The organism is Streptomyces sp. NPDC045695 (assembly GCF_056432025.1).
The window spans coordinates 163,312-189,512 of sequence record NZ_JBWKJU010000003.1; the positions used below are offsets into that span (position 1 = coordinate 163,312).

A 26,201-nucleotide genomic window follows, 5' to 3' on the forward strand; every position below is an offset into this window, starting at 1 on the left:
CCAGAAAGGGATCCACCGACGTGCCCCAGCCGTTCAGCGTCCGTATCGGTGTGCGCGAGTACGAGCTCGACACCCGCGGCCACCTCAACCAGGCGGTCTACCTCCAGTACTGCGAGCACGCCCTGTGGGAGGTTCTCCGGGCCGCGGGGGTGCCCGGGGACAAACTGCTGGCGAGCGGGGTCGGGCCGGCTCAGCTCGAATGCACGCTGAAGTTCAAGCGGGAGCTCCAGGGCGGGGAGGAGGTCGACGTCTTCTGTCTCTTCACCTGGGGAGAGGGCAAGACCTTCCGGCTCCGCCAGGACATCCGCAAGGCCGACGGGACCCTCGCGGCGGAGGTGACGGGCACGCTGGGACTCCTGGACCTGTCCGCCCGCAGCCTGATCCCCGACCCCGGCGGCCACCTGCGCGCCCTCGCGGAACACCCCGCTGTCCTCGGCCTCTAGAGGGCGTCCGGCAAAAACAGAGATCCCGTCCGGTCTGACGACCGGACGGGATCTCTTGACGTTCCCGGGAGCAACCCGCGAACTGTCGTCTGTGGACCTGTGGGGATTTGAACCCCAGACCCCCTCGATGCGAACGAGGTGCGCTACCAGACTGCGCCACAGGCCCTTGCGACGTGTGAAACATTAGCATCCCCGCGCGGGTGCTCCAAAACCGGTAACCGGGGAGCGTCCGCGCAGGTCAGCGATCACTCGTTCGCAGCGCGCGGGCGGTCGTCGCTCTCGTACTGGTCGAACAGCGGCGTGCGGCCACGGCCCTGGCCGCGGGGGCGCGGGGTGGTCGGCTGCTTCGGGTCCGGCTTGGCGGGCTCGGGCTGGGCGCGCAGGCGGGGTTCCGTCGGCTCGGCGGTGCTGGAGCGGGTCGCGCTCCAGGCGTCCGGGGTCGCGGGGCCGGTGGCGCGGGGGGCGACGGGGGCCGTCACGTACGTCGGCAGCGGGACCGGGACCGGCTCCCAGCTGTCGCCGCGGGCGGGGCCGCGTTCGCGCTCGCGCTGCTGGTCCACCCACTCGGCGTGGTCGGTCTGCTCGACCAGCGCCCGCCGCCCCGCCTCCTGCGGCGAGACCGGCGGCGCGGGGTCCGGCTCGGCGACGCCGGTTTCGGCCGCGCCTTCGGCGGGCCGGCGGCGCGGGCGGTTCTCCCGCAGCTGCCGCGCGGCCGCCTCGGCGCGCCGCCGGTCCATCGTGAACTCGTAGCGCCGCCGCTCCTGGACCCGCAGGTGCACGATGTACGCGCTGAGCAGGAGGGCGGGCACGGCGGGAGCCCACAGGAAGCGCAGGCCGCCGACCGCGGCGACGACCGCGCCGAGGGTGAAGACCAGGAAGAGGAGCGCGGTGGTGCGCCGACGGCGGGCGAGGACCTGGAGGCGCTGTTCGCGCCGGGCCCGTTCCGCCCGCTGCTCCCGCTCGGCGGTGGCCGGTCTCGGCTCCGCCCTGGTCGGGGGCACGACGACGGCCCGGGCGTCGGCGTCCACGGAATTCACCGTTTCCGTCGCGGCGTCCGGGTCCGCGTGGGGCTGGGGCACCGCCTCCTCGTCACCGCGCTCACGCAGCCCCTTGGCGTAACGGCGCTCCATTCCCGCCCGGCCGGAAAGCAGCCGAATGGCGGTGGAGAAGCGTTCCGTCGGACGGGCTTCGTTCAGCTCGTCCTGCCTCCGGAGCCACATGGGCACCAAGTAGGCGGCCCAGGCCCCGACAATGACTGCGTAGATGAGGCCGCTGCTGCTCACACCCCACACCGTAGAGGGGTGCGGGCGAGGGGATCGGCCAATTGGGCCGGTGTGTCGCGCGATCTCGCTGATATCACGGACTTTTTTTGTGATTCTTCGGATCAGGTTATGGGCGAATCGGTTCAGACCGCGGATTAATTCGAACAGATATTCGTTTACGTTATTTCGGCGGGCCCGGCGGGGACTGCGGGGATTGCGACTGCCGCGCCCGGTGCCAGCGGCGCAGCAGCCCCTCCGGCACCTCCTCCACCGTGACCGCGTACACGAGATGGTCGCGCCAGGCCCCGTCGATGTGCAGGTAGCGCGGGCGCAGCCCCTCCTCGCGCAGGCCCAGCTTCTCCACGACGCGCCGGCTCGGCCCGTTCTCGGGGCGGATGCAGACCTCGATCCGGTGCAGTCCGACCTTCCCGAAGCAGTGGTCCACCGCCAGGGCGACCGCCGTCGGCATCACGCCGCGGCCCGCGACCTCGCGGTCCACCCAGTAGCCGACGTGGGCCGCGCACATGGAGCCCCAGGTGATCCCGGCGACCGTCAGCTGGCCCACCAGCCGTCCCCGGTACTCGATGACGAACGGCAGCATCCGGCCCGCGCTCGCCTCCGCCCGCAGGTGGCGCACCATCTGCCGGTACGTGGGCCGCTGGATCACCGGCCCCCACGGCGCGGGCGGCGGGATCGTCGCCTCCCACGGCCGCAGCCAGTCGCGGTTGCGCCGGTTGACCTCGCGCCAGGCCTTCTGGTCCCGCAGCTTTATCGGCCGGAGCGTGACGTCGCCGTCCCGCAGGACCACCGGCCAGGTGGGGCTGTTCAGCTCGCGCTCCCGGAGGTGTCCGCCGGTCTGGGGTGATCTCCGCCCCGGATCTGGTCCACCGCGTGCGGCAGGATCCGGGACAGGACGGCGAGGCCGTCGCGCACCCCTCCGGTGGAGCCCGGCAGGTTGACGATGAGGGTGTGCCCGGCCACGCCCGCCAGGCCCCGGGACAGGGCCGCGGTCGGCACCTTCGCCAGGCCTTCGGCGCGGATGGCCTGCGGGATGCCGGGGACCTCGTAGTCGAGCACCCGTGCGGTGGCGTCCGGGGTGCGGTCGGTGGGCGAGATCCCGGTGCCGCCGGTGGTCAGGATGACGTCGTACCCGGCGGCCACACCCTCGCGCAGCGCCTTCTCGACGGGATCGCCGTCGGGGACCACCCGGGGGCCGTCCACGGCGAAGCCGAGCTGCTCCAGCGCCTCGGCCAGCAGTGGGCCGCCCTTGTCGGCGTACACGCCCTGGGAGGCCCGGTTCGAGGCCGTGACGACCAGGGCCCGGCCCTTGGAAGCGGGTACGGGCGCTCCGGTCGCGGCCGCCTGCGCACCCGGGACCGGCAGGTGGCTGTGGACCTCGCCGCCGCGCGGGGCGTTCACGACCGCGCCCAGTCGCCGGACTTGCCGCCGGTCTTCTCCTCCACCCGCACGTCCGTGATGACCGCGCCCTTGTCGACCGCCTTCACCATGTCGATCACGGTGAGCCCGGCGACCGCGACGGCGGTCAGCGCCTCCATCTCGACGCCCGTGCGGTCGGTCGTCTTCACGGTGGCGAGGATCTCGACGGCGTCGTCGGCGACCGACAGGTCGACCTTCACGCCTGAGACGGCCAGCGGATGGCACAGCGGGATCAGGTCGGGGGTCTTCTTCGCCCCCATGATCCCGGCGATCCGCGCGGTCGCGAGGGCGTCGCCCTTGGGCACGCCCTCGCCGCGCAGCAGCTCGATCACCCGGGGGGAGACGAGGACCCGTCCGCTGGCGCGGGCCGTCCGGGTGGTGACGTCCTTCTCGGAGACGTCGACCATCCGGGCCGCGCCGGCCTCGTCGATGTGGGTCAGCCTGCTGTGGGTACTCATTGCTGTGCCGCTCCGCTCTGGGCCCCGGAAGGGCCTGTGTGGTGCGACACACGCTACCCGCACCGGCCCGGCTTCAGCCGAGCAGGACCACTTCCAGCTCGGTCCCCGGCTCCACCGAAGTGACGTCCTCCGGTACGACGATCAAGGAGTCGGCGTGCGCCAGCGCGGCGATCAGGTGGGAGCCCGATCCGCCGACCGGGCGCACCGTCCCGCTCTCGGCGTCGTACGCCCCGCGCAGGAACTGGCGGCGCCCGGCCGGCGAGCCCAGCGCCTTGTCGGCCCGCAGGACCGCCCGCACGCTCGGCCGGCGGACCTGCGACTCCGGCAGCCCCATGAGGGCGCGGATCGCGGGGCGCACGAACAGCTCGAAAGAGACGTACGAGGACACCGGGTTGCCGGGCAGCGCCAGCAGCGGGGTGTGGTCGGGGCCGATGGAGCCGAAGCCCTGCGGCTTGCCCGGCTGCATGGCGATCTTGCGGAAGTCGATCCCGCCGCCCTCCACCCCGTCCTCGCCCGCGCCGACGCCGGACAGCGCCTCCTTGACCACGTCGTACGCGCCGACGCTGACCCCGCCCGTGGTGACCAGCAGGTCGGCGCGGATCAGCTGGTCCTCGATGGTGGCGCGCAGGGTCTCGGCGTCGTCCGCGACGGCCCCGACCCGGTAGGCGATGGCCCCCGCGTCCCGCGCGGCCGCCGCCAGCGCGAAGCTGTTGGAGTCGTAGATCGTCCCGTTGGTCAGCGGCTCGCCGGGCTGGACCAGCTCGCTGCCCGTGGACAGGACCACCACGCGCGGGCGGGGGCGGACCCGGACGGTGCCGCGTCCGATGGCGGCCAGCAGGGCGATCTGCGGCGGGCCCAGGACCGTACCGGCCGCCAGGGCCAGGTCGCCGGCCTGTACGTCGCTTCCGCGCGCGCGGACGTGCGCCCGCGGTGCAGCGGCGCGGTGCACCCGTACCTCGCCGCCCGCCCGCTCCGGGGCGGCGCTGGCCGGGGTCATCCCGGCGGCCGCACCGCCGCCCGTGCCGCCGTCGGTCCACTCCACCGGTACGACGGCTTCCGCGCCGGGTGGCAGCGGGGCGCCGGTCATGATCCGGGCGGCCTCGCCGGGGCCGACGGTGGGCAGCTCACCGCTGCCCGCCGCGACGTCCCCGATGACCGTCAGCACCGCGGGGAACTCCTCGCTCGCCCCCTGGACGTCGGCCGTGCGGACGGCGTAGCCGTCCATCGAGCTGTTGTCGAAGGGAGGGAGGGCGACGGGCACGGTGACGTCTTCGACCAGGACACAGCCCTGGGCGTCCAGCAGCTGGAGCTCGATCGGCTCCAGCGGCCGGACGGCCGCGAGGACGTCCGCGAGGTGCTCGTCCACGGACCACAGACGGTGGCCGCCCGCCGGTCGTGGATGCTGCGGTGCGGAACTGCTCAAGGTGCTACATCTCCTCCGTGACGTAACGGTGAAGCCAGGTGCGGAACTCCGGGCCCAGGTCCTCGCGCTCGCACGCGAGGCGGACGATGGCCCGCAGGTAGTCGCCGCGGTCCCCGGTGTCGTAGCGGCGGCCCCGGAAGACCACGCCGTGCACCGGACCGCCGACGCTCTCGTCGGCGGCCAGCTTCTGCAGGGCGTCGGTGAGCTGGATCTCCCCACCGCGGCCCGGCTCGGTCTCCCGCAGTATGTCGAAGATCGCGGGGTTGAGGACGTAGCGCCCGATGACCGCGTAGTTGCTGGGTGCGTCCGCGGGCTCCGGCTTCTCGACGAGGCCGGTGACGCGGACCACGCCCTCCTCGTCCGTGGGCTCGACGGCGGCGCAGCCGTAGAGGTGGACGCTGGCCGGGTCGACCTCCATGAGGGCGATGACGGTGCCGCCGGTGCGGGCGTAGATCTCGGCCATCTGACGCAGCAGCGGGTCGCGCGGGTCGATGAGGTCGTCGCCGAGCAGGACGGCGAAGGGCTCGCGGCCGACGTGCGGCTCGGCGCACAGCACGGCGTGGCCGAGGCCGCGCGGGTCGCCCTGGCGGACGTAGTGCATGGTGGCGAGGTCGCTGGACTCCTGGACCTTCTTCAGCCGGTCGTCGTCGCCCTTGGCGATGAGAGCCGACTCCAGCTCGTAGTTCCGGTCGAAGTGGTCTTCCAGAGCACGCTTGTTACGCCCAGTGATCATGAGCACATCGTCGAGCCCGGCCGCGACCGCCTCCTCCACCACGTACTGGATGGCCGGCTTGTCCACAACCGGGAGCATTTCCTTGGGGGTCGCCTTGGTCGCCGGAAGGAACCGAGTACCGAGGCCAGCGGCCGGAATCACGGCCTTCTTGATCACGGGGTGCAACATAGTCATGCCCCGAACGATAGTGGGTACCCACGAACGCCCGACCAGACCGCAGTACGTAGATCCGCTTATGTCCCGATTCGCAAGGGTATTTGATTCCGCCGTGGCCAAGAACCCGCTCCCCGTTTCCGCCAAGGCCGCGCTGCGCCGGGAACTCCTCGCCGCCCGCCGCGCCTTGTCCACGGACACCTGCCGTACGGCGGCCACCGCACTCGCCGCCAGGGCCCTCGAACTGCCCGAACTGGCCGGTGCCCGCACCGTGGCGGCGTACGTCTCCGTCGGCACCGAACCCGGCACCCGCGAGCTCCTCGACGCCCTGCGCGCGGCCGGCAAGCGCGTACTGCTCCCCCTGCTGCTGCCCGACAACGACCTCGACTGGGCGGTGTACGAGGGGCCGCGCAGCCTCGCCGAGGCCGCCCACGCGGGGAAGATGCGCCTGCTGGAGCCGACCGGCCCGCCGCTCGGCCCCGACGCGGTGACCGGGGCCGACGCGGTGCTGCTGCCCGGACTGGCCGTGGACCGGCGCGGCATGCGCCTGGGCCGCGGCGGGGGCTCCTACGACCGGGTGCTGGAGCGGCTGGAGCGCGCCGGGGCCCATCCCGCGCTGGTCGTGCTCCTCTACGACGACGAGGTGGTCGCGCGGGTCCCGGAGGAACCGCACGACCACCCCGTGCAGGCGGTGGCGACCCCGTCAGGGGTGCGCCGCTTCAGCTCGTGACGCCCGGCCGTCTATGAGCCCTCGGGCTTGAGCGTCAGGGTGTCCACCGTGGCCTTGTCCACGGCGTCCTTGCCGAAGGGCCAGTCCAGCAGCTCGCCCTTGGCCCACAGCGTCGTCTGGTCCGTGTAGTGCGCGCTGTACGCGTGCCCCGAGGCGCCCGTCAGGTTGATCCAGCGGGACTTGTCGAGGTCGTTGAGGTTCACGACCATCCGCATGGACGGCACCCAGGTGACCCCGTACCCGCTGGAGGCGTTCCAGCCGGTCGCGTTGACGGTGGCCTCGCCGCCGCCCAGCTTCCACGGGCCGCGGTTGAGGAGCCACTGCATGAAGCCGGGGCCCTCGGTGCCGATCGTCTGGTTCTTCAGCGTCAGCCGGTGCAGCCGGCCCCAGCTCCAGGTGGACTGGTCCTTGCCGAGCTTGGCGGTCAGCTCCCAGCGGGCGTCCTTCATGGCCCGGGCGAAGAGCTCGTCGCGGGTGGTGGTCGCCGGCTGGGTCAGGGTCCTGGGCGAGCTCCACCACTGCGACTTCTCGTCCTTGACCAGGCGGCGGACCACCTCGAACCAGCGGTCGCCGCCGTCCGGCTGCGCGGAGTCGGAGTCGCGGGTGCCGCATTCGCGGACCGTCTTGGCGAGGTCGTCGGCGGGGCCGGTGCCGTTGCCGAGGACGTTCATGCAGCTGCCCTCGATCCGCAGCTCCTTGGGCATCTTGTCGCCGAAGGACAGCTTGAGGATGTTGCGCCAGACCGCGTTGAAGTAGGCCGCGGCCGCCGAGTCGGGCTCCTGCGTGTAGTTCCAGCCGTCCAGCAGCTTCTGCGCGGCGCGCACGCCCGGGTCCGACACCTCGATCTTCGCCAGCATGGGGGTCAGCAGCGCGGCGATCTCGCTGCTGTTGTCCATCTGCATGGTGCGCATGTCGTCGGTCGAGATCTTCCCGCCGTCCTTGATCTTCGCCTCGATGAGGTCGTTGATCCGCTGGCTGCGGGCGCCGTAACCCCAGTCGGTGGTCAGCAGGTACGGGTACTTGCCCGCGCCGTTCCCGCTCTCCACGACCGCCTGGTTGGCGGTGACGATGTAGCCGCGCGAGGGGTTCTGGTCCCAGGGCATCTCGCTTTGCGGGATGGAGCCGTCCTTGCCGCCCTTCCAGGCGTACTTGGAGTCCCAGCCCGGGGCGGGCATCCGGCCGTCGCCCTGCCCGCGGACGGGGATCCGGCCCGGGGCCTGGTAGCCGATGTTGCCGCTGGCGCCCTTGTTGTCGGCGTAGATCAGGTTCTGGGAGGGGACCTCGAAGTCGGCGGCGGCGGCCCGGAAGGCCGCGAAGTCCTTGGCCCGGTTGAGCTTGAACACGGCGTCCATCGACTTGCCCGGCTCCAGCGCGGTCCAGCGCAGGGCGACGGCGTACCCGTCGCCGCGGTCGGGCGCGGAGCTGGCGACGGGGGCGCGGGCGCCGACCGTGGCGAGCTCGTCGCTGCGGTCGGAGACGAGCGGGCCGTTGTTGGTGGTGCGGACGGTGATCTTCTTGCTGTCGCCGCCCGCGACCTTGATGACCTCTTCACGGGTGGTGAAGGGGAGCACCTTGTTGTCGTAGACGTAGCCCTCGGGCTTGACCTGCTCCAGGTAGAGGTCGGTGACGTCGGCGCCGAGGTTGGTCATGCCCCAGGCGATGTCGGTGTTGTGGCCGATGACCACGCCCGGCATGCCGGAGAAGGTGTAGCCGGCCACGTCGAACTGGCACTGGGGCGAGGCCGCACGGCAGTGCAGGCCCATCTGGTACCAGACCGAGGGCAGCTGCGGGGCCAGGTGCGGGTCGTTCGCGAGCAGCGGCTTGCCGGTGGTCGTGTACTTGCCCGAGATGACCCAGGAGTTCGAGCCGATGCCGCTGCCGTTGGGGCCGAGGATCGCGGGGATCTCGTCCAGGGTGTCGGCGAGGGCGCCGAGCTGCGTGCGCAGGCCCACGGCCGCGCCCTGGGCCGTGGCGTTGTCGGCGAGGCCGGTGGCGGAGGCGCCGCCCATGGCCGTGGAGGGCTGCGAGCCCACCGCGCTGCCGGAGCCGGAGCCTCCGCTGAAGCCCTGGGGCGCGTACTTGCCGCCCTCGACCTTGCCGCCCTCGACGATCGGCTTGTTCCGGTCGAAGGGGTACGGCGGGTAGAGCTCGTCGATCTGCGCCGGCGAGAGCTTGCTCGCCATCAGCGCCCGGTCGATCTCGTCCTGCATGTTGCCGCGCAGGTCCCAGGCCATCGCCTTGAGCCAGGCCACCGAGTCCACCGGCGACCACTGCTCGGGCCGGTAGCCGTCGCTGAGCTTGAGGGCGGCGTGCTCCACGGAGAGGTCCTTGCCGGACTTCCCCTTCAGGTACGCGTTGACCCCGTCGGCGTAGGCCTGGAGGTACTTCTTGGTCTCCTCCGACAGCTTGGTGTCGTACTCGGCCTGTGCGACCTGGCGCCAGCCCAGCGTGCGCAGGAAGGCGTCGGTCTCGACCTGGCCGGAGCCGAACATCTCCGAGAGCCGCCCGGAGGTCATGTGCCGGCGCACGTCCATCTCCCAGAAGCGGTCCTGGGCGTGGACGAAGCCCTGCGCGCGGAAGAGGTCGGCGTCGTTGTCGGCGTAGAGCTGCGGGATGCCGTGGTCGTCGCGCTTGACGTCGACGGTCCCGGTCAGGCCGGGCACCTTGAGGGAGCCGGTCGTCTGGGGGAAGGACGCGCGCACGCTGTCCACGCTCCAGTACGCCCCGTAGCCGAGGCCCGCGACGAGCGCCAGGACCAGGACGAGCACGATCAGACGGGCACGTCGCCCCTTCTTCTTGACGGGAGGAGCGGTTTCGTTGGCGGGCATCGCTGTCCTTAGAGGGGCAGGGTGGTCCTGGGTGTACTGGGAGCAACCATAGGCGCAGGACGTCCTTCGTTGATCCGCCAGGTCCCGCGGGTGCTGAGGACAGGCGGCAAGAGGCGTTTCACAATGTGGTTATCACGTAAAGGGCGCGTCAAAGATTAGGTAAAGTAATGAACTACTTGCCGAACTTGTCGCCTGGAGGACCGATTCCGCCGGGCGCACGGAGGAGGGCCGCCCGCTGACTGTCCACACGCTCAATGAGCTTCTGCTGGTCTGCTCGCTCGTGCTGCTCGTCGCGGTCGCGGCGGTACGCCTCTCCTCGCGCAGCGGCCTTCCCAGTCTGCTCATCTACCTCGGCATAGGCGTCGCGATAGGCCAGGACGGCATAGGCAACGTCGTCTTCGACAATGCCGAGCTGACCCAGGTCATCGGTTATGCGGCGCTCGTCGTGATCCTCGCCGAGGGTGGTCTGGGCACCAAGTGGAAAGAGATCAAGCCGGCCCTGCCGGCGGCGATCGTGCTCTCACTGGTGGGCGTGGCGGTCAGCGTCGGTGTCACGGCGGCGGGGGCGCACTATCTGGTCGGCCTGGAGTGGCGCCAGTCGCTGCTGATCGGCGCGGTCGTCTCCTCGACCGACGCGGCCGCCGTCTTCTCGGTGCTGCGCAAGGTCCCGCTGCCCTCCAGGATCACGGGCGTCCTGGAAGCCGAGTCGGGTTTCAACGACGCACCCGTGGTCATCCTGGTGGTGGCCTTCGCGACCGTGGGCCCGGTCGACTCCTGGTACGTGCTGCTCGGCACGATCGCGCTGGAGCTGGCGATCGGCGTCGCGATCGGCCTGACGGTGGGCTTCCTCGGCGCGTACGGCCTGCGGCACGTGGCCCTGCCCGCCTCCGGCCTCTACCCGATCGCCGTGATGGCCATCGCGATCGTGGCGTACGCGGCCGGGGCGATGGCGCACGGCTCCGGCTTCCTCGCCGTCTACCTGGCGGCGATGGTGCTCGGCAACGCGAAGCTGCCGCACTGGCCGGCCACGCGGGGCTTCGCGGACGGGCTCGGCTGGATCGCCCAGATCGGCATGTTCGTGCTGCTGGGTCTGCTGGTGACCCCGCACGAGCTGGTGCGCGACTTCTGGCCCGCCGTGGTCATCGGGCTGGTGCTCACGATGGTGGCGCGGCCGCTGGAGGTCCTCGTGAGCCTGCTGCCCTTCCGCGTCCCGTGGCAGGAGCAGGCCCTGATGTCGTGGGCGGGCCTGCGCGGCGCCGTGCCCATCATCCTCGCCACGATCCCGATGGTGTCCGGGATCGAGGGCAGCGACCGCGTCTTCAACATCGTCTTCGTCCTGGTCGTCGTCTACACCCTGGTGCAGGGGCCGACCCTGCCCTGGGTGGCCCGCAAGCTGAAGCTCGGGGACACCCAGGAGTCCGCGTCCGACCTCGGCATCGAGTCGGCGCCGCTGGAGAAGCTGCGCGGCCACCTCCTCTCCGTCGCGATCCCGCCCGCCTCGCGGATGCACGGGGTGGAGGTGGGCGAGCTGCGGCTGCCGCCGGGGGCCTCGGTCACGCTGGTGGTCCGGGACGCGAAGAGCTTCGTACCGTCGCCGTCGACCGTGCTGCGGCGCGGGGACGAGCTGCTGGTGGTGGCCACGGATCCGGTACGGGACGCGGCCGAGGCGCGGCTGCGGGCGGTGGCGCGGGGCGGCAAGTTGGCGGGGTGGCTGGGCACGGGCAACGGGAACGGCGGCGGGCATGGACACGGGCGCGGCTCCGGCTCCGGCTCCGGGCCCGGCAGGCGTTAGAGCGACGCTCTAAATCGCCTTTTCGACGGACTTCTGGCGGATTGGCCCCCTTTTACGCGCCCCTGGAATGCGAAATTCCAGTTAATCGCAGGTGAAGACAAGGCTTGTCACCGTAATCACAGGGCGTGTTAGGGGGATCCCCTGTACGATGAAGGCACAACAGATCGAACCAACTCTGCCTGACGCAGAGCTGGCGCGACCGCAAAGCGGCCGTGGCACTCCCGATGTGGGCGCCCAGGTATCACTCGGTTCTGCGCAAGAGGACAGCTCTCGGGGCTCCCACATGTACGGGTGCGGCCGCTCACAAGGCGAAGCACCGTCCGCAGACGGGGACGCTCTACCAGGCAGCGGAAAGGCAAGGCCGTGACATCCGCGGTCACGACCGACACGTCCGCCCGCCCCGGCTACGGAAAGCTCCTGCGCACACCCGGCGCCCTCAGCTTCGTACTCCCCGGCTTCGCAGCACGACTCCCCTTCGGCATGCTGACCATCAGCATCCTGCTCCTGGTCCAGCACACCACCGGTTCCTACGGCAGCGCCGGCATCGTCGCCGCCGTCACCGGCATCTCCATGGCGCTGTCCGCGCCGCTGATGGGCATCTTCACCGACCGCTTCGGCCAGAGCGCCGTCCTGATCCCCGTGGTCCTCGCGCACTCCGCCGCCGTCAGCGGCCTCGCGGCGCTGGCCCTGATGGGCGCGCCCGTCTGGGCGCTGGCGCTGGCCGCCGTACCCGCGGGCGCCTCGGTGCCGCAGGTCGGACCGATGGTCCGCGCGCGCTGGGCCGCCAAGCTGGAGGGCTCGCCGCTGCTGGCGACGGCCGCCGCCTTCGAGTCCGTCACCGACGAGTTCACCTTCGTCGTCGGCCCGGTCCTGGCGACCGCCCTGTGCACCGGCGTCCACCCGGCGGCCGGTCTGGTCACCGAGGCCACGCTGACCCTGCTCGGCGGCCTGCTCTTCGCGGCCCGGCGGGCCACCCAGCCCAAGCCGCACGCCGTGTCGGCCACCGGCGAGAAGCGTGCCTTCGCACTTTCCTTCCCGGGTCTGCGCGTGCTGGTCTTCGCCTTCCTCGGGATCGGCGCCGTCTTCGGCGGCATGCAGGTCTCCCTCGCCGCCTTCTCCAGCGAGATCGGCAACCCCGGGGCCAACGGCCTGCTCTACGGCGTCTTCGCCGCGGGCAACATGATCTCCGGCATCGCCATGGGAGCCGTCGCCTGGAAGATCGGCCCGCGCCGCCGGCTGATCCTGGGCTACATCGGCCTCACCGCCGCCGCGTCCGTCCTGTGGGCCGCCCACTCGATGATCCTGCTGGGTGCGCTCGGCCTGGTCGTCGGCCTGTTCATCGCCCCGGCGCTGATCACGGGCTACACGATGGTCGAGCAGCTGGTCCCCGCCAACGCCCGGACCGAGGCCTTCACCTGGCTGACCGGTTCGATCGCCTTCGGGCAGGCCCTCGCCGTCATCCTGGCCGGCCGCCTGACGGACGCGCACGGGTCCTCGTACGGCTTCCTGGTGCCCATGGCGGCCACCGCGCTCGCGCTGGCCACCCTGCTGGCGCTGCGTGCGAAGCTGGCCCCCAAGGCCTCGAAGGCCGCGAGCCGGATCATCAGCTCGTCCGCGCCTGCGGCCGCCCCCGCGGCCCCGGCCGTCCCCTCCTCGGGTGCCCGTAACAGGGTGAACGAGCGTGGGATGGGTCACCGCGTGCCGGTGACGGTGGACTGATCCGCCGGAATACGTCACCATGGAGCGTCGTTAGCACTCATTGAGTGAGAGTGCCAGGAGGAAATTCGTGCCGACCTACCAGTACCAGTGCACCGAGTGCGGTGAGGGCCTTGAGGCCGTGCAGAAGTTCACCGATGACGCACTGACCGTGTGCCCGAGCTGCGACGGACGCCTGAAGAAGGTGTTCTCCGCGGTCGGCATCGTCTTCAAGGGCTCCGGTTTCTACCGGAACGACAGTCGTGGCGCGTCGTCGAGCAGCACCCCTGCCTCGAAGCCGTCCTCGGGCTCCTCGTCGTCCTCGACGTCGACCCCTGCCGCCGCTCCCGCCGCCACGTCCTCTTCGACGTCGTCGAGCACGAGCAGCAGCTCCACGTCGGCCGCCTGACCGCTCCGCCCCGGCCCCGCCTCCACCCCGGAGGCGGCCTGAGGCACCCCGAGGCCCCGCCCGCACCACCGGGCAGCGGGGCCTTCGGCATGCCCCGTTAGGGTGGCCGCATGGTGAACGCAGAGATCGGTGTCATCGGCGGCTCGGGCTTCTACTCCTTCCTTGAGGACGTCTCCGAGATCCAAGTGGAGACCCCGTACGGGCCCCCGAGCGACTGCCTGTACGTGGGTGAGCTGGCCGGCCGCCAGGTGGCCTTCCTGCCCCGGCACGGGCGCAGCCACACCGTCCCGCCTCACAAGATCAACTACCGGGCGAACCTGTGGGCCCTGCGCTCCGTCGGCGTCCGCCAGGTCCTCGGCCCGTGCGCGGTCGGCGGGCTGCGGGCCGAGTACGGGCCGGGCACGCTGCTCGTCCCCGACCAGCTGGTGGACCGTACGAAGGCCCGGGTCCAGACCTACTTCGACGGGGAGCCGCTGCCTGGGGGTACCTCCCAGGCCGGAGGCTCTGGGGGAGGGAGCGTCCCGAACGTCGTGCACACCACCTTCGCGGACCCGTACTGCCCGGTGGGGCGCCAGGTGGCGCTGGCCGCGGCCCGGGGGCGGAACTGGGAGCCGGTGGACGGCGGCACCATGGTCGTGGTCGAGGGGCCGCGGTTCTCGACGCGCGCCGAGTCGCGCTGGCACGCGGCGGCGGGCTGGTCGGTCGTCGGCATGACGGGCCACCCGGAGGCGGTGCTCGCCCGTGAGCTGGGGCTCTGCTACACCTCGATGGCCCTGGTCACGGACCTGGACGCGGGCGCCGAGACCGGCGAGGGCGTGTCCCACACGGAGGTCCTGAAGGTGTTCGGCGAGAACGTCGGCCGGCTGCGCGAGGTCCTCTTCGACGCGGTGGCGGCCCTGCCGTCCACGGAGTCCCGCGCCTGCCTGTGCACGCACGCGCACGACGGCTGGGACCTGGGCATCGAGCTGCCGTAGGCGCCTGGACCCTCACTCGTGGAGGTGACGGGGTTATCCACAGGCTGGGGTTAGTCCACAGGCCGGAGCGGGATTCCGCGGTAGGCCGGATCGTGAGATGTGTCCGGGCGCGGGGTCCGGGCACACACTCACTCCGCTTGGTGGTGGTCGTCATGTCCGTTGCACCGGTGCCCTGTTCGCCGTCGTCCCGCCCCTCGTCCCGTCCCTCCTCGCGTCCTTCCTCCGGCCCCTCCTGCCGTCCTTCCCCTCCGGCCCCGTCCGCGTCCGTTTCCGCGTGTCCCCCGGCGCGCCCGGTCCCGCCGTTCCCGCCGCTGCGCGTGGGGCGGGGCGGGGACCGGCTGCGCCGGACCGTGCGGCGTCGGCGGCGGGCGGCGTCGGCCGCACTGGCCGTGGTGGCGGCGGCGCTGGCGGTCGGCGGCACGGAGGCGCAGGCCTCGCGGGGCGGCGCCCCACCGGGACCGAGGCCGCCGCGGGCCGCGGCACCGCCCGCGGCGGTGCGCATGGTGTCGGCCCCGGTGCGCATCGCGGACGCGGCGACGGTGCGGCTGCTGCGGCCCGGGGACCGGGTCGACGTGGTCGCGGCGGAGCGCGCCGGTCCGCCGAGGGTGGTGGCGGCGGGGGCGCGGGTCGCCGAAGTGCCCCGTCCGGAGCAGGGTGTCGGGGACGGCGGGGCGCTGGTGGTCCTGTCCGTGCCCCGGGACACCGCGCGGGCCCTCGTGGGGGCGGGCGCCGTGACGCGGCTGGCGGTGTCCCTGTGCTGATGCGCACGGAGCTGATGCGCACGCGGCCGATTCGCACGGCCGAGCGGTCCCGTCCCTGGGAGTTGGGCACCGATTGGACACACCGGCCCCGGACTGCCGTAGCTTTCGGAACCGTTGGCTCCGTGTTTGGTACATGTGAAGAAAGGCTCAGTGGTGAGCGAGAAGAAGAACGAGAGCGTGCTGGCAGGCTTCAAGGCCTTCCTGATGCGCGGCAACGTGGTCGACCTGGCGGTGGCCGTGGTCATCGGCGCCGCGTTCACGAACATCGTGAACTCGGTCGTCAAGGGCATCATCAGCCCGGTGGTGGGCACGATCGGCACGCAGAGCCTGGACGGCTACAAGACGTGCATCAAGAACCCGTGCGGCATCGGCGCTAACGGCCAGCCGACGGGTGTCGAGATCCTCTGGGGCTCGGTGCTGAACGCCACGCTGACCTTCGTGATCACCGCCGCGGTCGTGTACTTCCTGATGGTGCTGCCGATGGCGAAGTACCTGGCCAAGCAGGAGGCGCGCCGCAAGGCCCGCGAGGGCGTCCAGGAGACCATGGAGATCACCGAGCTGGAGGTCCTCAAGGAGATCCGGGACACCCTGGTCTCCCAGCGCACCAACAGCAGCGGTGTCGCTCCCGCGGCGAGGCGCGACGCGTTCTAGCAGCCGCGGCCGCCCCGGCCGGTCAGATGTGGTGCGGGGGCTTCTCGTCGAGGAAGCGGGCCAGGTCGGCCGCGCTTCCCCCGGCGGGCGGCCGCTCGCCCCAGCCGCGGTCGGTGTCGTCCGAGGACTGCTGGTCCAGCGGGTCGTCGAAGACCAGCCGGGGCTTGGGCCGGGGCTTGTCCGCCCCGGGCGCGGGCTGCGGGGACTGCGGGTCGGGGGCGGGGGCGCTGCTCATGCCTCCAGGGTACGGCGGACCCGGCTCCGGCCCCGTCGCAGCCGGTGGGCGGCGCTGGCGAAAGCCTCACGCACGACCGCAGCGGCGGCGCCGTCGGCAGCGCGTCCGACCTGCGGAATCTCCCTCCCTCTGGTCTCCTGGCCGGTATGGCCTACTCCCCCATGACCGCCCGCAGCCGCGACGAGGAACACCGCGCGGCCACCCCCCTGGAGCTGTTCTTCGACCTCTGCTTCGTCGTCGCGATCGCGCAGGCCGGTGCCCGGCTGGTGCACGCGCTGGCGGAGGGCCACCCGGCCGCCGGGGTGGTCGGCTACTTCTTCGTCTTCTTCGGCGTGTGGTGGGCGTGGATGAACTTCACGTGGTTCGCCTCCGCCTACGACGTGGACGACGTGCCGTACCGGATCGCGACCCTGGTGCAGATCGTCGGCGTGCTGGTCTACGCGGCGGGGGTCAGCCGCGCCTTCGACGAGAACGACTGGACCGTCGGGGTCATCGGCTACGTGATCATGCGCATCGCGCTCACGGCGCAATGGCTGCGGGCCGCCGCCGGGGAGCAGGGCGCGGCCCGTGCGGCGGCGCTGAAGTACGCGGCCGGGCTGGTGATCTGTCAGGCCGGCTGGGTGGGCCTGCTGTTCGCCCCGGACGACGCCAAGCGGTGGCTGTTCCTCGTGGTGGCCGCGGCGGAGCTGCTCGTCCCGGCCCTCACCGAGCGCGGGCACGAGACGCCCTGGCACGCCCACCACATCGTGGAGCGGTACGGTCTGTTCACCATCATCGTGCTGGGCGAGACGATCGCGGCGGCCACGGTGGCGGTCAAGTCGGCGATCGACGAACACGAGGCGCTCGGCCTGCTGCTGCCCATCGCCGGGGGCGGGCTGCTGATCGTCTTCGCCGCGTGGTGGATCTACTTCGCGGTGCCGATGCACGAACGGCTGAGGTCGAACCGCGAGGCGATCCCGTGGGGGTACGGCCACCTGCTGATCTTCGCCTCGGGCGCGGCGATCGGCGCGGGCATCGAGGTCGCGGTCGAGCACGCGGTGGGCAAGGCGCACATCTCCCAGCTCGCGGCCAACGCGGCCGTGACCGTCCCGGCCGCGCTGTTCCTCCTGATGGTCTGGCTCCTGCACGCCCGCCACTTCAAGCGCGGCCCGGCCCAGCAGCTGACCCTGCCCGTCTCGGCCCTCGCCGTGCTGGCGTGCACGTGGGCGGGCGCGTACGCGGTGCTGTGCGCGGGACTCGTCTGCGCGGCCACCGTCGCCGTCGGCCTCACCCTGGCCCTGCGCACCACCCGAAGGTGACGGCCCGCGCCGCGCACGAGACCCCGCCGGCGCGTGAGGCGCCGCTCCGCACCGGCGGACCGGCAACGGCGCCGCGGCGAGCCGTCACTCCCGCGCCCCCGGCGCCGTTTCCAAGCCATGACGCTCCCCGCACAACGCCCCGGCGAAGACCCCGGCAGGGAACTGGCCGAGCCCGGTTTCTGGCAGGCGCCCCCCGCCCACCGCCTCGCCGCCTTCGCCCGCCTCCGCGAGGCCCCGGCCCCCGTCTTCGTCCCCGAGGGGGCCGGCCACTGGGCCCTCGTACGCCACGCCCAGGTGCAAGAGGCCAGCCGGCTCCCCAAGGTCTTCGCCAGCGCCCCCGGCGTGACCACCCCCGAGCCGGCCCGCTGGGTCCGCGCGCTGTTCGGGGACTCGATGGTCAATCTCGACGGTCCCGACCACGCCCAGCTGCGCAAGATCGTGCAGCGGGCCTTCACGCCCCGCCTGCTGGCCGCCGCCGAGGCCGACATCCACGCCGTGGCCACCCGCATCGTGGACGACGTACTGGCCGGGCGGCCCGACGAGTTCGTCTCCGCGGTGGCCTCCCGGCTCCCCCTGGAGGTCATCTGCAACATGATGGGCATCCCGGAGCGCTACCGCGCCGAGATCGCCGACCGCGTCAACCACGCCTCCGAGAACATCGGCGTGCAGCGGGGCCTGGCCTCCCGGCTGCGGATGCCGGGCCGCGGCCTGCGCGCCCTCGCCCGCATGCAGCGGATGGTGGCGGGCATCGGGCGGGAGCGGCGCAAGAACCCCACCGACGACCTGATCTCGGCTCTGGTCTGTGCGAACGTCGACGGGCAGGCCCTGGGGGCACGCCAACTCGGCGCCTTCTTCTCGCTCTTGATGGTCGCCGGGGTGGAGACCACCCGCAACGCGATCACGCACGGCCTGACCCTGCTGACCGACCACCCGGACCAGCGGGACCTGCTGCTCTCGGACTTCGAGAAGTACGCGGACGGCGCGGTGGACGAGATGATCCGCCACTCCACGCCGATCATCCAGTTCCGCCGCACGGTGGTCGCCGAACACACCATGGACGGGCACGTGTTCCGCCCGGGCGACAAGGTGGTCCTGTACTACGCCTCCGCCAACCGCGACGAGGCGGTCTTCCCCGATCCCGACGCCTTCCTCATCACCCGCTCGCCCAATCCGCACCTGGGCTTCGGTGGCGGCGGTCCGCACTTCTGCCTGGGTGCGCACCTGGCCCGGGTCGAGATGAAGGCCCTCTTCCGCGAGCTGCTCACCCGGCCGGTCGGGCTGCGCGCGGTGGGGCTGCCGGACCTGGCGGGGTCGAACTTCGACAACCGGGTCCGCTCGCTCAGGTTCGCGTTCGAGCGGCCCTAGGACATATCCGGCAAAAGGACCGGCCGCCGGGCAGGCTGGGAGCCCGGCGGCCGGAACACATGGCGCGGCGCCGCTACTTCTGCAGGCGCCGCACGGCGAGGACGCAGTGGGCGCTGCCCGTGAGCACCGACTCGTCGCCCGCGAACGCCTGCAGGGTCTCGGGGGAGACCGGCTGACCGGGCACCGCCTCCGGCCAGGCGCGCGTGGCGAAGAGGAAGTACGCCTGGCCGCTCTCGTCCGCCGCGGCGACCCACTCGTCGGGGGCGGTGCACTGCGCGTTCATCCCGGGCAGGGTGAGCGCGATCTGGTTGCCCTCCAGCAGGATCTGCACGGGGAAGTTCGCCGGGTTGCGGGTGCCGTCCATGACGACGTCGCCGATGGGCAGGCCGATCTCCTCCAGCAGCCCGCGGGCCGCCGCCTCACCGGCCTCCCGGCCCTGCGGGCCGTCACCGAGGCTGTAGGCGAGGAGGTACGGAATGTCGTGCGCCTCGGAGGGGTCGCCGATCCACGCGAGCACGGAAAGGGTGCCGAGCTGGGACCGGTCGATTTCGGCTTGAGTAGAAGTCATGCGCGCACCCTAGTGCTCTCTCCCCCGAGCCTTTCACGGCCCGTCACCCGGGCGGGCTATACCACCCAGAACCCCTCTCCGGAATTCGCCTGCACGTTCGCATCCTGGTACTGGAGCCGGGTAATGCGGGCGTTTTCCGGGACTTCGAACACGACCCATCCCTCGGCCCGCTCACCGACCTCCAGGGAATCGAAGACGAGCGGTTTGCCGGTGGTCAGTTCACCGGTCGGTACCACCGGGTGGCGCTGACCCGCGCCGTCGTACGCCCACATGCGCCCGAGCGCCCCGTACGAGGCCCCGCCCACGTTGACGAAGGACATCGAGGCGGCCACCCAGCGCTTGCCGGCCGACGGGGCGAAGTTCTTCGCCACGCTGACCGCCGGGTCCACGTACGCGGCCAGCACGATCTGCAGGTGGCGGCCGACCTGTCGGCCGTCCACCCGTACGGGTTCACCCACATGGGCGGCCTTCCCGCCGGTCCGTGGGGGAGCCTGCTCGGGGGCCGCCTCGGCGCCCGGCACCCCGTCGTCCACCGGGACGGCGGGGGCGGCGGCCGGGGCGAGCGCGGCGCCCTCGGGGGCGCTCTGGCAGGCCGTGGCACCGAACAGGAGGAGCGGGAGGAGGGCGGCGGCGAGGCCCTGTGCGAGGCCGGGCAGGGGACGGGGAACGGGGCGGGCGGCGGCGGACTGGCGCATGCGAAATCCCTTCGGGGATGTATTTCGGTCAGTCTCACGCGCCCGAGCAGGCAATTGCACACACCGACACGAGTCCACGGAGCGACGGTGTACGCCCGCCTGCCAGCACAATTCATTCCGGCGGGATTCCCGCCACCTGCAACCACCCGGAGGAACGATGGGTATTCACGGCTCCCGCATGGCCCTGGCGGCACTCTCGGCACTGGCCGCAACGGCGGTATTCACCGCGCCCGCCGACGCCACTGTTTTCGACCAGGGAATTTCCGTACAGCCGTACGGTCATATCGCCGAGGACGGAAAGGTCACCCTTTTCGGCACCTACCACTGCACGTCCCCGTCACCCATGAGGGCGAAGCTCCAGATCGCGGCGGCCGTCGTCCAGGACGGCACCCGGATCGGCTTCGGCGGCGGGGAGGCGGACTGCGACGGGGAGGAGCACGCATGGGAGGCCACCGGCTCGCTCCGCTTCACCCCGGACGTCCACGCCGGCCCGGCGCTGGCCGAGGTCCAGCTCAACGAGGTCCACTTCTCGGGGCTGCTGCCGCGGTCCGTCGACACGGTCGCGCAGGACACCCAGGAGATCGAGCTGATCGAATCCCGCTGACCGGGAGCCGTCACGGGGTCTTCCCACCGGCCGCCTGCCGACCGGCCGGAAGACCCCGCGGTCCGGCTTCACCGCACGCAGCTCACCGCACCGGGCTCACCGCACCCGGCTCACCGGCATTCGGGGGCGACGTCCGTCATCGACATGAAGGCCGTCGACTGGCACCCGGGGTCCGCGTGCGGCCGCCCCGTCGTCCAGTCCACGACGGTCGGCACCCCGGCCGCCAGCAGGAGCAGGGCCAAGATGCCCGTCACGGCGCCTTTGCTCAGGCCCCTCATCGCGTGGTCCGTTCCATGGACCGCATCATCACCCCGGCGCCCCGCCCCCACAACTCGGCGTGAGCGGCCTCTCACCCCGCGCTCCGGGGGCTGCCGCCGATGTCGAACTCGCACCACACCGCCTTGCCCTCGCCCCGGGACTCCACCCCCCAGTGCGTGGCCAGCGCGTCCACCAGCAGCAGCCCGCGCCCCGTGGTGGCCGCCTCGCCGGGCGTGCGCCGACGCGGCCACACGCTGGAGCGGTCCTTGACCCACAGCCGGATCCGCCGGACCGGCTCCGGCAGCACCTCCATGGTCAGCACCGCCCCGCCGTCGGTGTGCAGCAGGGCGTTGACCAGCAGTTCGCCGGCCGCCAGCTCCACGTCGTCGGCGAGCTCCGGAACCCCCCAGTCACGCAGGGCCTGGCGCAGGGCGAAGCGGGCCTCCGAGAGCCCCTCCGGGTCGGCCTGGTGCACGTACTGGTGGATGCGCGGCGCCCGCCGGGTGCCCGGGTCGGGGGCCCGGCGCAGCACCAGCAGGGCCACGTCGTCCCCCGAGCCCCAGCGTTCCCACAGCCGGTCGGAGAGGTGGTCGGCGAGCGCCCCGGCGCCCTGCGGGCCGCTGCGCACCGCCTGGGCGAGCGCGTCCATGCCGACGGTGATGGCCGTCCCGGGCTCCTCCACCAGGCCGTCCGTGCACAGCACCAGGGTCTCCCCGGGGACCAGGTCGAGCCGGGTCTCGGGGAACTCCTCCTGCTCGAAGAGCGAGGCCAGCCCCAGCGGCAGGCCACCGCGCACGTTGGGCCAGCCCGTGCGTCCGTCCGTGTGCCGGATCAGCGGCCCGAGGTGGCCCGCGCGGACCGCCCGTACGCCGCCCGTCTCCAGGTCCACCTGCGCGTACATGCAGGTGGCGAAGCGCTCGGTGTCCAGCTCGGCGAGGAAGCGCGAGGCCCGGGCCAGCACGGTGGACGGCGGATGGCCCTCCCCCGCGTACGCGCGCAGTGCGATCCGCAACTGGCCCATGATGGCGGCCGCGTGCGTGTCGTGGCCCTGGACGTCGCCCACGACGACGCCGACGCGGTCGCGGGGCAGCGAGATCACGTCGTACCAGTCCCCGCCGACCTCCCGCCCGCTCCAGGCGGCGTGGTAGCGGACCGCGATCTCCCCGCCCGTGATCTCCGGGATGCGGCGCGGCAGCATGGCGGCCTGCAGGCCCGTCGCGAACTCCCGCTCCTGGTCGAAGAGGAGCGCGCGCTGGAGCGACTGGGCCACGATGCCCGCCAGGCCCAGGCAGAGGTTCTTCTCCTCGGGGCTGAACTCGGTGCGCCGCCGGTAGAAGAGGACCAGCCCGCCGATGGCCTTGGCCTGGGCGATCAGCGGCAGGTAGGCGGCCGCGTCGAACTCGATCCGGTTCAGGTAGTCCGCGAGGAGCGGGAACTCGCCGCCCAGCTCGGCGAGCGAGGTGACGAAACGAGGCTGGCGGGTGAGGACCGCGTGCGACAGCGGCAGCGAACCGTCCAGCCGGGTGAACTGGCGCTCGCTGAGGATCTCCAGCGATTCCCCGCTCAGCGCGATGATCTTGATCGTGCCGCCTTCGACCAGCCCCAGGGCCAGTCCGTCCGCGCCGAGCCGCTCCAGCGCACCCGGCCCGGTCAGCGCGGCCGTGACGTCGTCGACCGTCACCGCCCGCGACAGGGCCTCCGTGGTCCGCTGCACGATCGTCGTCTGCTGGGCGCGCGCCGCCTCCAGCTTGCGCAGCACCGTGGCGTGCGCGAGCTCCGCCGTGGCGTCCCGGAGGATCCCGACGACCCGCTGCGCGATCCCCGCACCGTCGCGCAGCACCCGGCCGGAAGTGTGCGTCCACTGCTCGCGGCCGTCGCGCCGCTGCACCGTGAAGTACGAGCCGTACGTGTCCCCGCCGGCCTCCAGCGCCCCGGCGATGGTCTCGGCCAGCCGGACCCGGTCCTCGGACCGGATGCGCAGCCCGACCCCTTCCCGGGTGCCGTCGAACTCGCCGGGCCCCAGGTCGAGGACGGCCATCCCGGCGTCGTCCAGCGCCAGCGCGCCGGTCTCCAGGTCCCACTCGAAACTGCCCATGCCGTTCAGCGCGAGCCGCTCCCCCGGCTCGGTCAGGGGGGACCGCCGGCCGGGCTCGGGTCCGTCGCGCTCCGCCGCTGCCACGTGCACTCCCCCTAACGGCCGGGCCAGCAGGGCTGGGAGATCAGCCGCTCCCACTCCTCGTCAGGATGCCCCGGAAGGGTGCGTCCGGCCTCCCGCCAGCGCTCGACGACGGAGAGGTAGATCGTGGGGTGGTCGGCGGCGGAGGCCGTCGCGTAGGGGCCCGGGTACGGACCGGCGTACGGGCCGGCGTAGGGACCGGGGTACCCGCCCCGGTACGGGGCGCGGTCGTACCCGGCGGTCCTGGGCGGCGGGGACTGTTCCGTGCGGCTGGCCGGAATGCGCACCCAGCCGCGGCCCTCTGCTCGCTCCGCGCTCATCACGGACCCCTCTCACCGCGGATCTCACCGCAGATACGTCTTCGGATGCCCTGGGGGTACCCCCGGACGGTGGTGTCCGGGGGAAGCAGCCCGGTCGCGCCGGGCGAGACCGGTGGAGCCCGGCCGCGGACCCCGGGAACCGAGGCGCCGCAGGACTCCTTTCACCAGTCTCCCCGCCGTGAAGCCCGCACCGTGCACGAATCGCATGGAAGGGCCGAATGAGGGAGCCGTCAGCAGCCCCGCGAAGAACAGCCCCGGCCACGAGGACTCGAAGCCCGCACTCAGCTCCGGCGCGCTGCCCTCCCCCACCGTCTCCAGCGCGGCCCGCACCCCCGCGTCGAGCAGCTCCAGCCGGGCCAGGTCCGCGGCGAAGCCGGTGGCCGCGATGACGTGCGCGACGTCCAGGACCACGGACTCCCCCGACCGGGTGGTCAGCCCCAGCCGGGTGCGCTCACCGACCGCCACCGCCCGGCGCAGCCGGTGCCCGAGCAGGACGGGCACGCGCCGCTCGAAGCGGTCCCGCAGCCACCAGGCGCCGGCCGGGCCCAGCGCGGTCGCCGAGATCCGCTCCCGGGTGGCCGCGGGCAGCCGGTGCACCGCCCAGGGCAGCTCGGACCAGACCCAGCTGCGCCAGCCGGTGCCGAGGCCGCTGTGGGGCTCGCGCAGGGCCCGTAGCGCGGGGCGCTCCAGGGGCTGCGGGAGCGTGTTCCAGTTCAGCCGGGAGCGACGGGCGACCAGGACCGGCCGGGCGCCCTGCTCGGCCAGCAGGGCGGCGGTCTCCAGGGCCGCCTGCCCGGCCCCGAGCACGGCGACCTCGCGCCCGGCGAAGCGGCTCAGGTCGCGGTGGCCGCTGCTGTGCGAGGAGTGGCCGGGCGGCAGGTCCCGCAGTGCGTCGGGCTGGTGGACGAACGGCATCACCCCGACCGCGAGGGCGACCGTACGGGCGAGCAGGGGCGGTCCCTCGGCGGTGTGGACGCGGAAGCCGTCGCCCTCGGGGGTCACCTCCGTGACGGTCACCTCCTCCACCTCGGGCGCGGCGTGCCGGGCGAACCACATCCCATACGCGCTGAACGTGTCGATCGGCAGCGGAGTGCCGTGTTCCGCGACCTGCCCGAGGGTGGCGCAGTACTCGGCGAGCGTGTGGCGCCCGTCCGGGGCCGACAAGTTGGAGGACCAGGGCTCCGACTTCAGGTACATGCCCTCGGGCATGTGGTCGCGCCAGGAGGCCATCGGCCGCCCGAGCAGCCGTACGTCGAGCCCCGCGCCCGCCGCGTGGGCGGCGATCGACAGCCCGTACGGGCCCGCCCCGATCACCACCAGGTCCTCGATCCGCGTCACGGCCGCTCCTCCAGCTCGATGGTCGCCGGCCCGGCGCGGTCCGCCCCGCCGGGCGGGGTCAACGGGTCACCAGCTCGTCCGGCTCGGCGGGAGCCTCCGGCGGGACCCGGCGGGAGAGCGCGGCCGGCTGCGGCTCGTCGCGCCCCCGTTGCCGGGGGGCCCGGACGGCCGCGAGCGCGGTGCGACGGCCCTGCGCGGGCACGCCCCGCAGGACGCGCGCCCCCTTGCCGAAACCGCGCCCGAGCAGGGCACCGAGCATCGCCAGGAACGGCAGCGGGTCGTCCGCGGCGAACCAGGCCAGCTCGACCTGCCCGCGGTCCCTTCGCGCCGGCGACCGCACGCCCCGGCCCCTCGACGCCTGAGCCGTAGCGGCCGGGCCCGTCGCCGCCGGACCCGTCGCCCCCAGGCCCGTACGCGTCGGGGCCGTCGGCGCCGGGCCGGGGCCGGTCCCCTGGACGGCTCCCGCCGGCGGGACCGGATCCGCGGCGCCGTCGGCCCGGCCCGCCGGGCGGCGCCGCGGCAGCCACCCGCCCCGGACCGCCGCCAGCAGCGCGTAGTTCTCCGCGAGGAACACCCGCCCCGGGCCGCCGACGGGCTCCGGGACCCGTTGGCCCGTCAGATCCAGGTACATCGCCTGGACGACGTCCATACCGCCCGCCTCCGTGAAGAGCCGGAACTGCGCCCCGGGGCGCGGGTTGAAGTCCACCAGCCGGAAGACGCCCTGCTCGTCCCGGCGGAAGTCCAAGTCCAGGATCCCGTGGTAGCCGAGCCGTTCGGCGAGCCGCAGCCCCGCCTCCTCCACCGCCGGATCCGGCAGCCAGCGCCCCACCGCCGTCAAGCCCGTCCGCACGGGCCAGGAGAGCTCCTTGCGGCCCGATCCCGCGAGGAGCGGACGACCGCCCCGCGCGAAGGCTCCGTGGAAGAACCAGTCGGTGTCCGGCCCGGCCGGCAGGAACCGCTGGAGCAGCAGCCGGCTCCCGGCCTCGGCGGAGCGCTCGTACAGCCGGCGCGCGTCGGCGGCGGTGTAGAGCAGCGTGGTGCTCCGCAGCCCGTCGGCCCCGGCGGGCAGCAGCCAGGGCCGGCTCCACTTGGCGACCACCGGCAGCCCGAGCCGCCGGGCCGCCTCCGCCGCCTCGGCCCCGCTCGCCGGGATCACGGTCTCCGGGTGCGGGACGTCCCAGCGCGCACAGAGCCCCGCCAGCTCGGCCTTGTCGGCCACCCGCGCGGGCAGGTCGTCGGGCTGACGGGGAATCCGGAAGCGCTCGTGGAGCATCGGCGCGACCCGGGACACGGCGATGGCGCTCAGATCGTCCATGGCCAGGAGCACGGCCGGGCGGCCGATCCGCTCCGACACCCCGGTCAGGCACTCCAGCAACGCCTCGGGCGCCTCCGGGTCCAGCCCACCGGCCGGCCCGGGATGTGCGGCGCGCAGATACCGCGAACGCCCCACGGGACCTCCCCCGGCTTCGACGACGGCATGGACCTCCACGCCTTTGCGGCCAAGGGATCTGACGGCGCCGAGGGTTCCGTGGTGGAACGGATTGCGGTCGAGTCTGAGCACAACGGCGGGCACGTGGCTGGGATGCGCGTACATG

26 protein-coding genes and 1 tRNA gene are annotated in these 26,201 nt (G+C 72.8%); 11 read left to right on the forward strand and 16 right to left on the reverse strand.

Going from position 1 to position 26,201, the window contains the following annotated elements; genetic code table 11:
- The first annotated feature begins 20 nt into the window (after positions 1 to 20).
- Positions 21 to 443: an acyl-CoA thioesterase gene (locus AC07DU_RS07065; RefSeq protein ID WP_361939059.1), complete on the forward strand. Its 423-nt coding sequence runs from the start codon at positions 21 to 23 to the stop codon at positions 441 to 443.
- A 92-nt stretch (positions 444 to 535) separates the two neighbouring features.
- On the opposite strand, the gene AC07DU_RS07070 is transcribed toward AC07DU_RS07065, so the two are convergent.
- The 7 genes from AC07DU_RS07070 to galU all read right to left on the reverse strand — a co-directional run bounded on the left by AC07DU_RS07070 (position 536) and on the right by galU (position 5,930).
- Positions 536 to 609: transfer RNA gene (locus tag AC07DU_RS07070), tRNA-Ala, on the reverse strand.
- A gap of 79 nt (positions 610 to 688) precedes the next feature.
- Complete coding sequence (gene sepX, locus AC07DU_RS07075) at positions 689 to 1,726, reverse strand: divisome protein SepX/GlpR (protein ID WP_479110053.1); 1,038 nt, start codon at positions 1,724 to 1,726, stop codon at positions 689 to 691.
- Positions 1,727 to 1,886: 160 nt separating this feature from the next.
- The gene (locus AC07DU_RS07080; protein WP_360891357.1) at positions 1,887 to 2,513 is read right to left on the reverse strand and encodes a GNAT family N-acetyltransferase; all 627 of its coding nucleotides are present in this window, start codon (positions 2,511 to 2,513) and stop codon (positions 1,887 to 1,889) included.
- A 17-nt stretch (positions 2,514 to 2,530) separates the two neighbouring features.
- Positions 2,531 to 3,088, reverse strand: coding sequence for a MogA/MoaB family molybdenum cofactor biosynthesis protein (locus AC07DU_RS07085; RefSeq protein WP_360891627.1), 558 nt, complete (start codon positions 3,086 to 3,088; stop codon positions 2,531 to 2,533).
- 32 nt (positions 3,089 to 3,120) lie between these two features.
- Positions 3,121 to 3,600 carry a cyclic pyranopterin monophosphate synthase MoaC gene (gene moaC / locus AC07DU_RS07090; RefSeq protein WP_360891354.1) on the reverse strand — a complete coding sequence of 160 codons (480 nt, stop codon included), beginning with the start codon at positions 3,598 to 3,600 and terminating at the stop codon, positions 3,121 to 3,123.
- 73 nt (positions 3,601 to 3,673) lie between these two features.
- Positions 3,674 to 5,023 carry a molybdotransferase-like divisome protein Glp gene (gene glp / locus AC07DU_RS07095; RefSeq protein ID WP_360891351.1) on the reverse strand — a complete coding sequence of 450 codons (1,350 nt, stop codon included), beginning with the start codon at positions 5,021 to 5,023 and terminating at the stop codon, positions 3,674 to 3,676.
- 4 nt (positions 5,024 to 5,027) lie between these two features.
- Entirely contained in the window at positions 5,028 to 5,930 is a 903-nt protein-coding gene (gene galU / locus AC07DU_RS07100; RefSeq protein WP_360891349.1) for a UTP--glucose-1-phosphate uridylyltransferase GalU, read from the reverse strand.
- A 94-nt stretch (positions 5,931 to 6,024) separates the two neighbouring features.
- Here galU and AC07DU_RS07105 point away from each other — a divergent pair, with 94 nt between their 5' ends.
- Entirely contained in the window at positions 6,025 to 6,639 is a 615-nt protein-coding gene (locus AC07DU_RS07105; RefSeq protein WP_479110056.1) for a 5-formyltetrahydrofolate cyclo-ligase, read from the forward strand.
- An 11-nt stretch (positions 6,640 to 6,650) separates the two neighbouring features.
- Here AC07DU_RS07105 and AC07DU_RS07110 read toward each other — a convergent pair whose 3' ends face one another.
- Positions 6,651 to 9,467 (reverse strand): penicillin acylase family protein, encoded by a 2,817-nt coding sequence (locus tag AC07DU_RS07110; protein WP_479110058.1) that lies wholly within the window; start codon positions 9,465 to 9,467, stop codon positions 6,651 to 6,653.
- 280 nt (positions 9,468 to 9,747) lie between these two features.
- Between AC07DU_RS07110 and AC07DU_RS07115 the strand changes: the two genes are divergently transcribed.
- The 6 genes from AC07DU_RS07115 (at position 9,748) to mscL (ending at position 15,749) form a co-directional block, all read left to right on the forward strand.
- Complete coding sequence (locus tag AC07DU_RS07115) at positions 9,748 to 11,259, forward strand: potassium/proton antiporter (RefSeq protein WP_479110060.1); 1,512 nt, start codon at positions 9,748 to 9,750, stop codon at positions 11,257 to 11,259.
- Between the two features lie 363 nt (positions 11,260 to 11,622).
- Entirely contained in the window at positions 11,623 to 12,978 is a 1,356-nt protein-coding gene (locus AC07DU_RS07120) for an MFS transporter (RefSeq protein WP_479028554.1), read from the forward strand.
- A gap of 67 nt (positions 12,979 to 13,045) precedes the next feature.
- Positions 13,046 to 13,363, forward strand: a complete 318-nt coding sequence (locus AC07DU_RS07125; RefSeq protein ID WP_360891334.1) for an FmdB family zinc ribbon protein — start codon at positions 13,046 to 13,048, stop codon at positions 13,361 to 13,363.
- A 110-nt stretch (positions 13,364 to 13,473) separates the two neighbouring features.
- Positions 13,474 to 14,337 (forward strand): S-methyl-5'-thioadenosine phosphorylase, encoded by an 864-nt coding sequence (locus tag AC07DU_RS07130; RefSeq protein WP_360891332.1) that lies wholly within the window; start codon positions 13,474 to 13,476, stop codon positions 14,335 to 14,337.
- Between the two features lie 152 nt (positions 14,338 to 14,489).
- The gene (locus tag AC07DU_RS07135) at positions 14,490 to 15,098 is read left to right on the forward strand and encodes a hypothetical protein (protein ID WP_479110062.1); all 609 of its coding nucleotides are present in this window, start codon (positions 14,490 to 14,492) and stop codon (positions 15,096 to 15,098) included.
- Between the two features lie 153 nt (positions 15,099 to 15,251).
- The gene (gene mscL, locus AC07DU_RS07140; protein WP_360891329.1) at positions 15,252 to 15,749 is read left to right on the forward strand and encodes a large conductance mechanosensitive channel protein MscL; all 498 of its coding nucleotides are present in this window, start codon (positions 15,252 to 15,254) and stop codon (positions 15,747 to 15,749) included.
- Positions 15,750 to 15,771: 22 nt separating this feature from the next.
- Here the strand turns inward: mscL and AC07DU_RS07145 are convergent, their stop codons facing one another.
- A complete protein-coding gene (locus AC07DU_RS07145; RefSeq protein ID WP_360891326.1) occupies positions 15,772 to 15,984 on the reverse strand; it encodes a hypothetical protein in 213 nt (70 codons plus the stop codon).
- Positions 15,985 to 16,130: 146 nt separating this feature from the next.
- Between AC07DU_RS07145 and AC07DU_RS07150 the strand changes: the two genes are divergently transcribed.
- Positions 16,131 to 17,282 (forward strand): low temperature requirement protein A, encoded by a 1,152-nt coding sequence (locus AC07DU_RS07150; protein WP_479110064.1) that lies wholly within the window; start codon positions 16,131 to 16,133, stop codon positions 17,280 to 17,282.
- Positions 17,283 to 17,399: 117 nt separating this feature from the next.
- Positions 17,400 to 18,647 (forward strand): cytochrome P450, encoded by a 1,248-nt coding sequence (locus AC07DU_RS07155; protein ID WP_360891320.1) that lies wholly within the window; start codon positions 17,400 to 17,402, stop codon positions 18,645 to 18,647.
- Positions 18,648 to 18,720: 73 nt separating this feature from the next.
- Here AC07DU_RS07155 and AC07DU_RS07160 read toward each other — a convergent pair whose 3' ends face one another.
- On the reverse strand, positions 18,721 to 19,215 hold the full coding sequence (locus tag AC07DU_RS07160) for a DUF5949 family protein (RefSeq protein WP_360891318.1): 495 nt from the start codon (positions 19,213 to 19,215) through the stop codon (positions 18,721 to 18,723).
- A gap of 56 nt (positions 19,216 to 19,271) precedes the next feature.
- Positions 19,272 to 19,910 carry a DUF4352 domain-containing protein gene (locus tag AC07DU_RS07165; RefSeq protein WP_479110066.1) on the reverse strand — a complete coding sequence of 213 codons (639 nt, stop codon included), beginning with the start codon at positions 19,908 to 19,910 and terminating at the stop codon, positions 19,272 to 19,274.
- Between the two features lie 157 nt (positions 19,911 to 20,067).
- On the opposite strand from AC07DU_RS07165, the gene AC07DU_RS07170 reads away from it, so the two are divergent.
- On the forward strand, positions 20,068 to 20,514 hold the full coding sequence (locus AC07DU_RS07170) for a DUF6299 family protein (RefSeq protein ID WP_479028568.1): 447 nt from the start codon (positions 20,068 to 20,070) through the stop codon (positions 20,512 to 20,514).
- Between the two features lie 110 nt (positions 20,515 to 20,624).
- On the opposite strand, the gene AC07DU_RS07175 is transcribed toward AC07DU_RS07170, so the two are convergent.
- The 5 genes from AC07DU_RS07175 to AC07DU_RS07195 all read right to left on the reverse strand — a co-directional run bounded on the left by AC07DU_RS07175 (position 20,625) and on the right by AC07DU_RS07195 (position 26,056).
- Positions 20,625 to 20,768, reverse strand: coding sequence for a hypothetical protein (locus AC07DU_RS07175; protein ID WP_453372851.1), 144 nt, complete (start codon positions 20,766 to 20,768; stop codon positions 20,625 to 20,627).
- 95 nt (positions 20,769 to 20,863) lie between these two features.
- Positions 20,864 to 22,951: a SpoIIE family protein phosphatase gene (locus tag AC07DU_RS07180; protein ID WP_479110068.1), complete on the reverse strand. Its 2,088-nt coding sequence runs from the start codon at positions 22,949 to 22,951 to the stop codon at positions 20,864 to 20,866.
- 11 nt (positions 22,952 to 22,962) lie between these two features.
- Positions 22,963 to 23,268: a hypothetical protein gene (locus AC07DU_RS07185; RefSeq protein ID WP_453372849.1), complete on the reverse strand. Its 306-nt coding sequence runs from the start codon at positions 23,266 to 23,268 to the stop codon at positions 22,963 to 22,965.
- A 24-nt stretch (positions 23,269 to 23,292) separates the two neighbouring features.
- Positions 23,293 to 24,597 carry an NAD(P)-binding domain-containing protein gene (locus tag AC07DU_RS07190; RefSeq protein ID WP_479110425.1) on the reverse strand — a complete coding sequence of 435 codons (1,305 nt, stop codon included), beginning with the start codon at positions 24,595 to 24,597 and terminating at the stop codon, positions 23,293 to 23,295.
- 67 nt (positions 24,598 to 24,664) lie between these two features.
- A complete protein-coding gene (locus tag AC07DU_RS07195; protein WP_479110070.1) occupies positions 24,665 to 26,056 on the reverse strand; it encodes a carboxylate--amine ligase in 1,392 nt (463 codons plus the stop codon).
- Positions 26,057 to 26,201 lie beyond the last annotated feature (145 nt).

Excerpts from the sequence above, each read along its gene's own strand:
- AC07DU_RS07145 (WP_360891326.1), bottom strand. The coding sequence starts at position 15,984 with ATGAGCAGCGCCCCCGCCCCCGACCCGCAGTCCCCGCAGCCCGCGCCC.
- AC07DU_RS07135 (WP_479110062.1), top strand. The coding sequence starts at position 14,490 with ATGTCCGTTGCACCGGTGCCCTGTTCGCCGTCGTCCCGCCCCTCGTCC.
- galU (WP_360891349.1), bottom strand. The coding sequence starts at position 5,930 with ATGACTATGTTGCACCCCGTGATCAAGAAGGCCGTGATTCCGGCCGCT.
- AC07DU_RS07160 (WP_360891318.1), bottom strand. The coding sequence starts at position 19,215 with ATGACTTCTACTCAAGCCGAAATCGACCGGTCCCAGCTCGGCACCCTT.
- AC07DU_RS07185 (WP_453372849.1), bottom strand. The coding sequence starts at position 23,268 with ATGAGCGCGGAGCGAGCAGAGGGCCGCGGCTGGGTGCGCATTCCGGCC.
- AC07DU_RS07150 (WP_479110064.1), top strand. The coding sequence starts at position 16,131 with ATGGCCTACTCCCCCATGACCGCCCGCAGCCGCGACGAGGAACACCGC.
- AC07DU_RS07110 (WP_479110058.1), bottom strand. The coding sequence starts at position 9,467 with ATGCCCGCCAACGAAACCGCTCCTCCCGTCAAGAAGAAGGGGCGACGT.
- AC07DU_RS07130 (WP_360891332.1), top strand. The coding sequence starts at position 13,474 with ATGGTGAACGCAGAGATCGGTGTCATCGGCGGCTCGGGCTTCTACTCC.
- AC07DU_RS07155 (WP_360891320.1), top strand. The coding sequence starts at position 17,400 with ATGACGCTCCCCGCACAACGCCCCGGCGAAGACCCCGGCAGGGAACTG.
- moaC (WP_360891354.1), bottom strand. The coding sequence starts at position 3,600 with ATGAGTACCCACAGCAGGCTGACCCACATCGACGAGGCCGGCGCGGCC.
- AC07DU_RS07170 (WP_479028568.1), top strand. The coding sequence starts at position 20,068 with ATGGGTATTCACGGCTCCCGCATGGCCCTGGCGGCACTCTCGGCACTG.
- AC07DU_RS07165 (WP_479110066.1), bottom strand. The coding sequence starts at position 19,910 with ATGCGCCAGTCCGCCGCCGCCCGCCCCGTTCCCCGTCCCCTGCCCGGC.